Below are 12,056 nucleotides of genomic sequence, written 5' to 3' on the forward strand. Positions count from 1 at the left end.
GGCGCCGCCGACGAGCCCGACGCCTTCACCCCGCGCCACCGCGTCGTCCTCGACACACTGCGCCGCCGCCCAGGACTACGGCTGTGCCGCACAGGCCTCGTCATGGAATCGCTGATTCCGTCGATCCTGGAGCAGAAGGTCACCACCATCGAGGCGTACCGCGCCTGGCGCACACTCGTGCGCAAGTACGGCGAGCCCGCCCCAGGACCCGCCGTCGGGATGTACGTCATGCCCGACGCCAGGACCTGGGCGCTCATCCCGTCGTGGGAGTGGCACAAGGCCAACGTCGACGCCAAGCGCTCCTCGACCGTCATGCGCGCCGTACGGGTCGCCCGCCGGCTGGAGGAGGCCGCCGCCATGGAGCCCGAACGGGCCCTGGCGCGGCTCCAGTTGGTGCAGGGCATCGGCCCCTGGACCGCCGCGGAGGTGATCCAGCGCTCGAACGGTGCCCCCGACGCCGTCACCGTCGGCGATCTCCATCTGCCCGGCATCATCGGCCACGTGCTCGGCGGCGACCGCGACGCCGACGACGCCCTGATGCTCGAACTCCTCGCGCCCTACGCCGGGCAGCGCCACCGCGCCGCCCGGCTCATCATGCTCAGCGGCCGTTCGCCGAAGCGCCGCGCCCCCCGCATGCCCGTCGGGAACATCGCCCACCTCTAGGTCGTGTGGATCAGCCCGGCAAAGACTCAGCGGACCTCGACGAAGCTCTCCGGGTCCCGGCCAGGACGCTCCGCCGGCGCCGTCGCCGCGTGCCCGACCGCCACCGCGCCCATCGGGTCCCAGCCGGCCGGGATGTCGAGCACGTCCCGTACGACATCGCGGCAGAACATCGTGGACGACACCCACGCCGAACCGAGCCGCTCGCCCGCGAGGGCCACCAGCAGGTTCTGCACACCGGCGCCCATGGCGACCACGAACATCTCGCGCTCCGCCAGGTCCCGCCGCTCGTGCCCGTAGCTGTGCGCGCCGTCCGTCACCAGGCACGGCACGACCAGATACGGCGCCCTGCGCAGCACGTCACCGCGCTTGACCCGCTTGGCCACGGACTCCTCCGACTTGCCGTCGGCCCGCAGGTCCGCGATCCACGCGTCCCGCATCGCGTCGAGCAGTCGTGTCCGCGACTCGGCGGACTCCAGGAGGACGAAGCGCCAGGGCGTGGTGTGGTGCGGGGCCGGTGCCGTGACGGCCGCTGCGACGGCGCGGCGCACCGCGCCCGGGTCGACCGGCTCGTCGGTGAAGTCGCGGACGGTACGGCGCTGGGTGACCGCTTCGCGTACCGCCTCCGACGTACCGAGCCGGAACATGTCGTCGGCCGCGACCCGCACCATCGCCCGCGCGCCCTCTTCCGAGGCCGAGTTCGAACCTGAGGCTGAACCCGACCCCGACCCCGAACCCGAGGCGGCGTCCGCCACCAACTGCGGCAGACCGCTCACCACCGCCACCGGCAGGCCCGCCGACTTCCCCTTCACCAGATCACCCGCGGCGGCCAGTTCGTCCGCCAGCGCCACCACCGTCGCGCTCAGCGGATTGCCGTGCGCGTCCGTGCCGCCGCGCAGATCGTCCAGCACCCGCACCCCGGCGGCGCCGATCGCCACGTCCGTGAGTCCGTTGCGCCACGGCCGGCCGAAGGTGTCCGTGACGAGCACCCCGATGTTCACCCCGAGCGCGTCGCGCAGCCCGTCGCGGATCGTGCGCGCGGACGCGTCCGGGTCCTCGGGCAGCAGCAGCACCGTGCCCGCGGGGGTGTTGGACGCGTCGACGCCGGCCGCCGCCATCACCAGCCCCTGCCGGTTCTCGACGATCCGCAGCGGACCGCGCCGCGCCACGACCCGTACCGTCTCCGCGTCGATGGCCGCCTCGCGGTCGGTCGCCTCCATGATCCGGCCCTCGGCCTTGGAGACGATCTTCGAGGTGACGAGCACGATGTCGCCGTCGGCGAGCCCCGGTTCGGCGGCGGCGATCAGCTTCGCCAGATCGTCGCCCTGCCGTACCTCCGGCAGTCCTGGCAGCGCGCGCACCCGGTACGACGTCATGCCCGTACCTCCTCGGCGAGCGTCAGCGCCTCACGCGCCATGGCCGCTGTCGCCTCGACGTCGGTCATCATCAGCGGGACGGCCCGGCTGCGGATGCCCGCGCCCTCGATCTCCGCCACGGCGCCGGCGTCCACGGTGTCGACGAGCCAGCCGTCGAGCAGCCCGGAGCCGTAGTGCTGGGCGACGGCAGCGGCCGTCGACTCGACGCCGATCGCTTCGAGCACCTTGTCGGCCATCCCGCGCACCGGCGCGTCCCCGACGATGGGGGAGAGGCCGACGACGGGCACGCCCGCCTCGGCGATGCCCTCGCGGATGCCGGGCACGGCCAGGATCGTGCCGATGCTGACGACGGGGTTGGACGGCGGGAAGAGGATGACGTCGGCCGCGGCGATGGCCTCCAGCACCCCCGGCGCCGGCTTCGCCTGGTCGGCGCCGACGGGGACGACGGCGTGGGCGGGCACGGAGGCGCGCATCTTCACCCAGTACTCCTGGAAGTGCACCGCCTTGCGCTCACCGTCCACATCGACGGCGACATGCGTCTCGATCCGGTCGTCGGACATCGGCAGCAGCCGCACCCCCGGCTGCCAGCGGGTGCAGAGCGCCTCGGTGACGGCGCTCAGCGGATAGCCGGCCGTCAGCATCTGCGTACGGACGATGTGGGTGGCGAAGTCGCGGTCGCCCAGGCCGAACCAGTCGGGTCCGACGCCGTACGCCGCGAGTTCCGCCTTGACCTGGAACGTCTCGTCCGTACGCCCCCAGCCCTGCTCTTCATTGATGCCACCGCCGAGGGTGTACATCACCGTGTCGAGGTCGGGACAGACCTTCAGCCCGAACAGATGGATGTCGTCACCGGTGTTGCCGATCACCGTGACGTCCGCGTCGGGCGCGGCCTGCTTGAGGCCGCGGAGGAAGCGGGCGCCGCCGATACCGCCGGCCAGAACCACAATGCGCATGGGGACAGTCTGTCAGCCGAAGGATGATCGTTGAGGGGTGGTGGTCGGGCGACGGGTGGGCTGTCAGCCGCAGGCTGATCGTTGTGGGGCGGTTGCTTTCGCGGGAGCCGTGCGAGCGGGGTGCATCGGCATCTCCGTCAGCCCAGGGAAGTACACATGCAGGCTCACGGCCGGTTCCAGCGCGTCGTTGACGACGTCGTGTACGTACCCCGGCGCGAAGACCCGCAGCGCCCCCGGCGTCAGCGTGAGGTTGCCGCGCTTCGTACGCTCCGTCAGCTCGCCCCGCAGCACGGTCAGTACGCCGGAGGAAGGGCCGTGGTCGTGCGGGCCGCTGCCCTGGCCCGGTACCCAGGAGAGCAGCCAGACCTCGTAACCGGGCCCGGTGCGCAGCCGGTGGTACCACCGGCTCGTGGCGTCGTACGCGACGAGCGGCGCCCACTGCGCGGTGTCGGCGGCGAGGGTCCGCGCGAGGCCGGCGAATTCGGCCACGGTCGCGGGGTGCTCACGTGCGGGCTGGAGAAGGTGCGGCACCTCAAGGATGTCGCCGGCGATCTGGAGATCGCTGTCGCTGTTCACAGGTGTTCCTCGGCAGGAGTGCGGAAAGCAGAGATGCGGAGAGAAGATCGGTCACCGAGTGGGCCGGGCCTCGCGGGAGGCGGGCCTCAGCGGTCGGCGTGACAGCGACAGCAACAGCTGACCAGGGCAACGCTGCGGTATCCACTGAGGTGGGTCGCGGTGTGCGCGGAGGTCGCTGGCATGGGGTCAAAGGTGGCGAACCCCTCGCGCGCTGTCAACTCGGTGACCGGTTTGGCGGCAATGTTTCACCTCATCCGGTTAAAGCGGTCGGAGAAAGGTTTGTGCGGTGCCGCCTGCGGAGACATGGCGCAGCAACCGCGCACGTAAACACCCGCGCACGCCCGTGTCCGGGCTGTGATCCAGATCGCTTCCCCGGCCGGATGTGAAACAAGACCGGACTCCCTGTCGTCTCTCAGACAAGAGATCGCAGAGGGACATACGGCGAACGGGACGAGTGGGACAGGCGAGCGTGCGCGCGGGACAGGCCAGTGGCATGTGTCAGGTTTTTGGTGATTTGAACACTTTCCGCATAGCCTTGGTTCCGCAGAGTGAATACCGGGCCCAATAGCAGAACTCGGCTTGACTGCCCCGGAGCTACACACTTGTAATTTCACTCGTGTCGTTCGGCCGAAAATCTCCAGCGGCCGCATCACGGGGACGCAAAGACAGACGAGGGGCGCACATGACCGAGCTGTTCCAGCAACTGCTGGTCGAGGACGCGGACGAGGAACTCGGCTGGCAGGAGCGCGCCTTGTGCGCCCAGACAGATCCCGAGTCCTTCTTTCCCGAGAAGGGCGGTTCCACCCGCGAGGCCAAGAAGGTCTGCCTCGCCTGCGAAGTCCGCTCCGAGTGCCTCGAATACGCTCTCGCCAACGACGAGAGATTCGGCATCTGGGGCGGCCTGTCCGAGCGCGAGCGCCGGCGGCTGAAGAAAGCCGCGATCTGATCGGACGGTCACGCCTGACCCGACGTCCGATACGGCGCCCGGTCCGGCGCCAGACCAGACGCCAGGCCCGACTGTTCCGCCGGACCCCGGGCATCTCGTTACGCCCGCCCGGTCGCACCAATCGGTACAACTCCGTACGTAACGCACGGTCCGCCGCCTGCCCCATCCCCGCAGGCGGCGGACCGTTGTGGTCCAGCCGTTAGTGTGGGGCCCCGTCCGAGACGCAGTCCACGCCCCTACGGGGCGACCCCCCGGCCGGAGGGCCCGCTAACTCAATGTCCGTACCCACAGCCGCGTTCGTTCCCGCCACCGCACCCGAGTACCCGCGGCACGTCGTGACCGCCGTACTCGTCTCCCACGACGGTGCGCGCTGGCTGCCCGACGCCCTCGCGGGCCTGCTCGGTCAGGAACGCCCCGTCCAGAACGTCATCGCCGCCGACACCGGCAGCGCCGACGACTCGGCCAGGCTCCTCACCGAGTCGCTCGGCGCCGACCGCGTGCTGCATCTGGCCCGCAGGTCGGGCTTCGGCACGGCCGTCGAAGAGGCGGTCCGCACCGCCGGGGTGCTCACCCCCGACGACCTGCCGTACCTCAAGCGGCCGAGCAGCTGGGACCCGGAGACCCGGAGCTGGCGCGACGACGCGTACGACATGCCCGAACTGCCGCACGGCGAACCGGTGCAGTGGCTGTGGCTCCTCCACGACGACTGCGCGCCGGACCCCGAAGCCCTCGCCGAACTGCTGCGCGTCGCCGACGCCGACGAGTACGCCGCCGTCGTCGGCGCCAAACTCCGCGGCTGGTACGACCGCAAGCAGCTCCTCGAAGTCGGCGTCTCGATCGCCAACAGCGGACGCCGCTGGACCGGTCTGGACCGGCGCGAACAGGACCAGGGCCAGCACGACCAGGTGCGCAGCGTGCTGTCCGTCTCCAGCGCCGGCATGCTCGTACGGCGTGACGTGTGGGAGGAGCTGGGCGGCTTCGACCGCCGGCTGCCCCTGATGCGTGACGACGTCGACCTGTGCTGGCGCGCGCACGCCGCGGGACACCGGGTGCTCGTCGCGCCCGACGCCGTCCTGCGGCACGCGGAGGCCGCCGCGCGTGAGCGCCGTACCGTCGACTGCGCCGGGCGCTCCGTCGTCAACCCGCACCGCGTCGACAAGGCCGGTGCCGTCTACACCATGCTCGTCAACGCACGCTCCGCCGTGCTGCCGTGGGTGCTGCTGCGGCTCACCGTCGGCACCCTGCTGCGTACCGTCGCTTACGTCGTCGGCAAGGTGCCAGGGCAGGCCGTCGACGAGGTCATGGGCCTCTTCGGCACCCTGCTGCGGCCGGGCAGGATCCTCAGCGGCCGCCGCCACCGCGGCAAGGGAGTCGTCGACGCCGCCGAACTGCGTCCGCTGTTCCCGCCGCCCGGCGCCACGGTCAGAGCCACCGTCGAACAGGTCGCGAGCAGCCTCGGCGCCGGCAGCGAACCGGAGTCCGGCGGATCCAGGCACGGCGCCGTCGAGTCGGGCCCCGGCGGGGACGACGCCGACTTCCTGGAGATCGAACAGTTCGCGCGGCTGAAGAAGATCGCGCAGAAGCCGGGACCCGTCCTCTTCGCGATCCTGCTGATCGTCTCGCTCGTCGCCTGCCGGGGACTGCTCGGCAGCGGCTCGCTGGCCGGCGGCGCCCTGCTGCCGGCGCCCCCCGGCGTCGGCGACCTCTGGTCGCGCTACGCCGACGCCTGGCACGCCGTCGGTACGGGCGGTACGCAGACGGCGCCGCCCTACCTCGCGGTGCTCGCCTCCGTCTCCGTGATCTTCCTCGGCTCCACCGGCTTCACCCTGACGCTGCTGCTCGTCTGCTCCGTGCCACTGGCCGGGGTCGCCGCGTACTTCGCCTCACGGCCGCTCGTCACGTCCCGCATGCTGCGCGCCTGGGCCTCCGTCGCGTACGCGTTCCTGCCGGCCGCCACCGGCGCACTGGCGACCGGACGGCTCGGCACGGCCGTCCTCGCCATCCTGCTGCCGATGATCGCCAGGACCGCCGTCTCCGCGTACGGGCTGCGCGGCGAGGGCCGGGGCAGCTGGCGCGCCACCTGGGCGTACGCCTTCCTGCTGACCTTCGCGATGGCCTTCACCCCGGTCGTCTGGCCGCTGGCGCTCGTCCTCGGCATCGGCGTCCTGGCGCTGCGCCGCGACGAGCTGACCGCCTACGCGCCGCGTGTGCTGGCCGCCCTCGCCACCCCGGTCATCCTGCTCGCGCCCTGGTCGCTCTCGCTGCTGACCGGCCCCGCCGGCTTCCTGCGCGAGGCGGGCCTGGACTTCGGCACCGGCTCCGCCTCCGCGCTCGACCTGCTCGGCATGAGCCCCGGCGGCCCGAAGGCCGTCGGCGGGGCGCTGCTCATCGGCATCGTCCTCGCGGCGCTCGCCGCCCTGCTGCGCGGCGAGCGGCAGTTCGCCGTACGGGTCGGCTGGGTCGTCGCCGTCGTGGCCCTGATCTTCGCCGTGCTCTCCAACAACAAGGACTGGGCGGGCCCCGCCACCCTGGTCTACGGAATCGCGCTGATCGCGGTCGCCGCCATCGGCGCCGACGGCGCGCGCGAACGCGTCGCCAGCCAGAGCTTCGGCTGGCGCCAGCCGGTGGCCGGCCTCATCGGCATCGCCGCCCTACTCGCCCCGCTGATCGCCGCGTTCGGCTGGATGATCACCGGAGCGGCGGGACCGCTGGAGCGCCGCGACCCGGTGCAGGTCCCCGCGTTCGTCGCCGAGGAGTCCGTCACCCGCGACCAGCCGCGCACCCTGGTCCTCGGCGGCACCTCGCCCGCCGAGGTCTCGTACAGCCTGGTACGCGGCTCGGGCAGCCGCCTGGGCGACGCGGAACTGCTCCGCGCGGCGGGCAGCGACGAGCGGCTGGACAAGGTCGTCGCGAATCTCGTCGCCGGCTCCGGCGCCGACCAGACCGACCAGCTCAGCGGCTTCGCCGTCCGCTACGTCCTCGTACGGGACGGCGCACCGCGCCAGATGAGCCGCGTGCTCGACGCGACCCCCGGTCTCAGCCGGCTGAGCCAGCTCGACGGCAGCGCGCTGTGGCGCGTCGACCGGCAGATCTCCCGCGCGACCATCGTCGGCGACAAGGCGGGTGGCGAACCGCTCGCCGTCGCTGCGGGCGCCGTCGAGGCACACACGAAGATCCCGGCGGGCGACGCGGGCCGGATCCTGCGGATCGCGGACAGCGCGGCCCCCGGCTGGCAGGCCACGCTCGACGGCAAGACGCTGCGGAAGAAGACCGTCGACGGCTGGGCGCAGGGCTTCGAACTCCCCGCCGAAGGCGGCCGGCTGGATCTCACCTACGACGAGCCGATCACCCACACCGCCTGGGTCTGGGCGCAGGGCCTGCTCGCGCTCGTGCTGCTTGTGCTGGCCCTGCCCGGCCGCCGCCGCGAGGTCGACGACGACCTGCCCGAGGAGGACGTCGAGATCCCGGCGCAGCCGGTCGCGGGCGAGGGCCGCAGGGCGCGCAGGCTGCGCGCCGCCGCCGAGGCGGAGGGCGCCGAGTACGACCCGGAAGCGGCCGAAGAAGCCGACGGTGACGCCGCGGAGGCACCCGCACGGACGGCCGCGAACGACGGCTTCGACGCCTTCGGCACCGGACAGCAGGAGGCCGTCCCGGCGCAGCCCGACGCGCCGCAGACACCGGACCTCGACCCGTACGGGCAGCCGGCGCAGGCCGGGACCGCGCAGGTCCCGCAGCAGCAGGCGTACGGGGAGTGGGACAGCGCCGCGTACGTGGGCGCCGACTACACGCAGTACCAGAACGAGCAGCCCTACCAGGGCGAGCAGCAGCCCTACCAGGGCGACCCGCAGTACCAGCCCGACGCGTACGGCGAGCAGCAGTACCAGCAGCCGTACCAGCAACAGCCGTACGACCCGTCCGCCGCCCCCTACGACCCGGCCGCTGCCCCGTACGACCCCGCGCAGTACGACCCGGCCCAGTACGACCAGACGCAGTACGACCCGTACGGCTACGGGCAGCAGCAGCCGTACCCCGAAGGCACCACCGGTCCCGACGGCACCGGCGACGAGCACGACAGCCAGCACCGTCCCGACGGGAGCAGCAACCAGTGAACCGAGCCACCCTCTCCCTCATCGCCGCCGCCGTCGCCCTCGCGGCCGTGACCGGATTCGCCTCGCTCAGCGGGCCCGCTGACGACGGCAAGCCGGCGGTGGCCCTGGCGCCGGCCCGGATGCCCGTGGAGCGCACGAGCGCGCTCTGCCCGGCGCCCAGCCTCTCGGACGTCGCCGACACGACGTACACGTCCATCACCCCGAAGGGCGCCGACGGCGCGACGGCGGCGGCGGACTCCGCGGGCTCGGCCGAGCTGAAGGCGACCACCGTCGCGCCGACGGACGCGGCCCCCGCCGACGGCTCGGACGACGACACGAAAGGCAAGCCGAAGGACAAGTCCAAGTCGCCGAAGCCGCCCAAGGCGCCCGCCGAGAAGAAGCCGGTGGTCACGCTCAAGGAGCCCGGCAAGCCGGTTTCGGCCAAGGCCAGCGGCGCCGACGCGCCGGCCCTCGTCGGCACGGCTACCGGCCGTCTCGCACCCGGCTGGACCACCCAGCAGACCACCACGGTCGACGTGGGCGGTGCGCGCGGGCTGCTCGGTGTGACCTGCACGCCGCCGGACACCGACTTCTGGTTCCCCGGCGCCAGCACCGAGGACGCGCGGCAGGACTACGTCCACCTCACCAACCCCGACGACACGGCCGCCGTCGTCGACATCCAGATGTACGGCAAGACCGGCGTCCTCAAGTCCGAGGTCGGCGAGGGCATCCCGGTACCGGCCCACTCCAGCGTGCCCGTCCTGCTCTCCACCCTGACCACCGAGGCGGTCGCCGATGTGACCGTCCATGTGACCACCCGCACCGGCCGGGTGGGCGCCGTGGTGCGCGCCGCCGACGAGAAGGCCGGCAGCGACTGGCTGCCCGCTTCGGCCGACCCCGCCGCCAAGGTGGTGCTGCCGGGCATCCCGGCGGACGCGACCGACGTACGGCTGGTGGCGTTCGCGCCCGGGCAGCAGGACGCCGACCTGAAGGTGCAGCTGGCGGGCCCCGGCGGCACGATCGTCCCGGCCGGTCACGAGAGCTTGACCGTGAAGTCCGGAATGACCGCGTCCGTCGATCTCGCCGACGTCACCAAGGGCGAGGCGGGATCGGTGATTCTCAGCCAGTCGCAGAAGGGCCAGGCGAGCCCGGTGGTCGCCGCGCTGCGCGTCGTGCGCGGCAAGGGCGACAAGCAGGAGATCGCCTTCATCCCGGCGACCGGACCCGTCGCTGCGCGCGCGACGGTCGCGGACAACCGCGCCAAGGGCTCCACGCTGTCCCTGACGGCGCCGGGCGCCGCGGCGAAGGTCAAGGTCACCGCTTCGGCGGGGACGGGCGGCGGCGAGCCGGCCGTGAAGACGTACGACATCAAGGCCGGTACGACCCAGGCCGTCGCCCCGCCGGTGCCCGAAGGCCTGAAGGGCTCCTACGCGCTGACGGTCGAACGGGAGTCGGGCGGCCCGGTCCACGCGGCGCGCACGCTCGCGGTGCCGGAGGACGGCGTCTCGATGTTCACGGTGCAGACGCTGCCGGACGACAAGGGCACGGTCTCCGTACCGAAGGCGAAGCAGGACCTGTCGATCCTGGACTAGCCCGGCCGCTCCGTCCGGTTCACTCCTGCCCGTAACGGGGATCGACGGACTCGGGCGCGAGACCGAGCAGCTCGGCCACCTGCTCGACCACGACCTCGTGCACGAGCAGCGCACGCTCGTCGCGGTTCTTCGTCCGGATCTCCACGGGGCGCCGGTAGACGAGGATCCGCGCCGGGCGGTCCTTGGCGGCGGGCACGGAGCGGCCGAGCGGCACCGACTCGTCCTGCGTGCCCGGCACGTCAAGGACCATGAACTCGACGTCGGCCAGCTGGGGCCAGCGCCGCTCCAAACGGTCGACGGAATCCCGCACCAGGTCCTGGAAGGACTCCGAACGGGAGGCGGAGAGCGGCACCTGCGGCGGTGCGACCGGCCCGCGCATGCCGCGGCCGTGGCGGTCGCGCCGGCGCGGCCGCGGTTCGGTCGGGCGGGGCGGTACAGGACTGTCCATCACTGACGCAGGGTAGCTCTCCCGGCGATGCGGGGCTGCTGGTCACGGTGGCCGGAGCCGCCATGTCGCATCTTGAGCATTCCAGCCAAGATTGCGCCCGATGAGCCACGCATCGAAGACCGCCGCTCTCGCCTTCCTTGACTGGATTTGCCCCGAGTCGAGACATGATGACGGACGGTATCCGTCCGAACACGCGCCCGTTCGCGCAGGTCAGAGGTGTCAGGCGGTGCGCTGGTACGCCCCGTTTCGCCCGGCGACACGGGAGAGTGACCTCGGGGAGAGTCGTCGCGGCCCGCTCAAGAGTGCGGTACCGTCCAACATCGTGAGCCCTGTACGTCGCTGTTCGCGCACCGCGTGCGGCCGCCCTGCTGTCGCGACACTGACGTACGTCTATGCCGATTCGACCGCGGTCCTCGGCCCGCTCGCCACCTACGCCGAGCCTCATTGCTACGACCTGTGTGCGGAACACAGCGAGCGGCTCACCGCGCCACGCGGCTGGGAGGTCGTCCGCCTGACGGACGGCTCGGCCCCGGCACAGCCCAGCGGCGACGACCTGGAAGCGCTGGCCAACGCAGTACGCGAAGCGGCCCGCCCCCAGGAACGCGCGGCGGGCCAGGGCGGCCGAGGAGCGGACCCGGTGGAAGTGGGCCGCAGAGGCCACCTACGAGTCCTGCGCTCCCCGGAACCCTGACCCCGCGACGACGCGCCCAGCGCCGGCCACACCTGCCCCCGCACGGCACCCAAGCTGACCCCAGCGACCGCTCCCTCTGCCACGCGCCGTGCCCGCGTGCCACGCGTGTGCCCGCGCGGTCGGCACGGCACGGCTGACGGCCTGGCACCTGCTCCGCCGCCGCCCGAGCGGGGTCCGCTTGGTCCCCGCCTGCGGCCAGGGGCCCGTGCTCAGGGACGGCCTCTGCCCTCCGCCCATCACCACCCCGGCGCCCGGCGCGCGCATCGACCATCACGCGGGCGTGCCCGCGCGCCGGCACGGCACGGCTGACGACCTGCCCACATCGTCGGCCGTCGCCCGAGCGGGGTCCGCTCGGTGCCCGCTTGCGGCAAGAGGCCTGTGCTCAGGGGCGGTCCCTGCCCTGAGCCCGCAGCGACCGCCCCGTCCGGCACCGCGTGCCTGCGTGCTGGGGCACCGCCCAAGGAACGGCCGGACTCCGTGTGCTCGGACGGTCACCGCCCAACGGCTGCTTGCCGCACTTGGTCTCTGGCCCGCGTGGGGTGCGTCCCTGCGCGCAGGACGGCGCCGCTCAGGCGGCGGTCGCGCTGACGGCCTGCCCACGTCGCGTGGCGAGCGCCTTGATCGCCGCTGGTCCGGCCTGCGTCGGCCCCGTGCCTGCCTGCGGTCAGGGACCTGTGCGCAGGGAGCGGTTGTTGCTGTGTGTCCGCCCGCCACCCCGGCGCCGCG

The 12,056-nt window shown here is 72.7% G+C and carries 9 protein-coding genes; 5 read left to right on the forward strand and 4 right to left on the reverse strand.

Going from position 1 to position 12,056, the window contains the following annotated elements:
- On the forward strand, positions 1–663 hold a 663-nt coding region (locus tag HY68_RS15115), incomplete at its 5' end, for a DNA-3-methyladenine glycosylase (protein WP_041989038.1).
- 26 nt (positions 664–689) lie between these two features.
- Here the strand turns inward: HY68_RS15115 and HY68_RS15120 are convergent.
- The 3 genes from HY68_RS15120 to HY68_RS15130 form a co-directional block, all read right to left on the reverse strand.
- Positions 690–2,036 (reverse strand): coenzyme F420-0:L-glutamate ligase, encoded by a 1,347-nt coding sequence (locus tag HY68_RS15120; RefSeq protein ID WP_041989039.1) that lies wholly within the window; start codon positions 2,034–2,036, stop codon positions 690–692.
- The gene (gene cofD / locus HY68_RS15125; RefSeq protein WP_041989040.1) at positions 2,033–2,989 is read right to left on the reverse strand and encodes a 2-phospho-L-lactate transferase; all 957 of its coding nucleotides are present in this window, start codon (positions 2,987–2,989) and stop codon (positions 2,033–2,035) included. Before cofD ends, HY68_RS15120 begins: the two co-directional genes overlap by 4 nt.
- Positions 2,990–3,052: 63 nt before the next feature.
- Positions 3,053–3,565, reverse strand: coding sequence for a cysteine dioxygenase family protein (locus HY68_RS15130; protein WP_041989041.1), 513 nt, complete (start codon positions 3,563–3,565; stop codon positions 3,053–3,055).
- Positions 3,566–4,247: 682 nt separating this feature from the next.
- On the opposite strand from HY68_RS15130, the gene HY68_RS15135 reads away from it, so the two are divergent.
- The 3 genes from HY68_RS15135 to HY68_RS15145 all read left to right on the forward strand — a co-directional run bounded on the left by HY68_RS15135 (position 4,248) and on the right by HY68_RS15145 (position 10,191).
- Entirely contained in the window at positions 4,248–4,511 is a 264-nt protein-coding gene (locus tag HY68_RS15135) for a WhiB family transcriptional regulator (protein ID WP_014046372.1), read from the forward strand.
- 275 nt (positions 4,512–4,786) lie between these two features.
- Positions 4,787–8,620 carry a glycosyltransferase gene (locus HY68_RS15140; protein WP_041989045.1) on the forward strand — a complete coding sequence of 1,278 codons (3,834 nt, stop codon included), beginning with the start codon at positions 4,787–4,789 and terminating at the stop codon, positions 8,618–8,620.
- On the forward strand, positions 8,617–10,191 hold the full coding sequence (locus tag HY68_RS15145; protein ID WP_041989047.1) for a DUF5719 family protein: 1,575 nt from the start codon (positions 8,617–8,619) through the stop codon (positions 10,189–10,191). Before HY68_RS15140 ends, HY68_RS15145 begins: the two co-directional genes overlap by 4 nt.
- A gap of 19 nt (positions 10,192–10,210) precedes the next feature.
- Here the strand turns inward: HY68_RS15145 and HY68_RS15150 are convergent, their stop codons facing one another.
- Positions 10,211–10,639, reverse strand: coding sequence for a metallopeptidase family protein (locus tag HY68_RS15150; RefSeq protein ID WP_041989048.1), 429 nt, complete (start codon positions 10,637–10,639; stop codon positions 10,211–10,213).
- Between the two features lie 226 nt (positions 10,640–10,865).
- Between HY68_RS15150 and HY68_RS40750 the strand changes: the two genes are divergently transcribed.
- The gene (locus tag HY68_RS40750) at positions 10,866–11,330 is read left to right on the forward strand and encodes a DUF3499 domain-containing protein (RefSeq protein WP_078863618.1); all 465 of its coding nucleotides are present in this window, start codon (positions 10,866–10,868) and stop codon (positions 11,328–11,330) included.
- Positions 11,331–12,056: the final 726 nt, after the last annotated feature.

This window comes from Streptomyces sp. AcH 505, from assembly GCF_000818175.1.
In the GTDB taxonomy this organism is placed as follows: domain Bacteria; phylum Actinomycetota; class Actinomycetes; order Streptomycetales; family Streptomycetaceae; genus Streptomyces.

Coding starts and splice junctions, on each gene's coding strand:
- HY68_RS15120 (WP_041989039.1), bottom strand. CDS start 2,036: ATGACGTCGTACCGGGTGCGCGCGCTGCCAGGACTGCCGGAGGTACGG.
- cofD (WP_041989040.1), bottom strand. CDS start 2,989: ATGCGCATTGTGGTTCTGGCCGGCGGTATCGGCGGCGCCCGCTTCCTC.
- HY68_RS15135 (WP_014046372.1), top strand. CDS start 4,248: ATGACCGAGCTGTTCCAGCAACTGCTGGTCGAGGACGCGGACGAGGAA.
- HY68_RS15140 (WP_041989045.1), top strand. CDS start 4,787: ATGTCCGTACCCACAGCCGCGTTCGTTCCCGCCACCGCACCCGAGTAC.
- HY68_RS15150 (WP_041989048.1), bottom strand. CDS start 10,639: ATGGACAGTCCTGTACCGCCCCGCCCGACCGAACCGCGGCCGCGCCGG.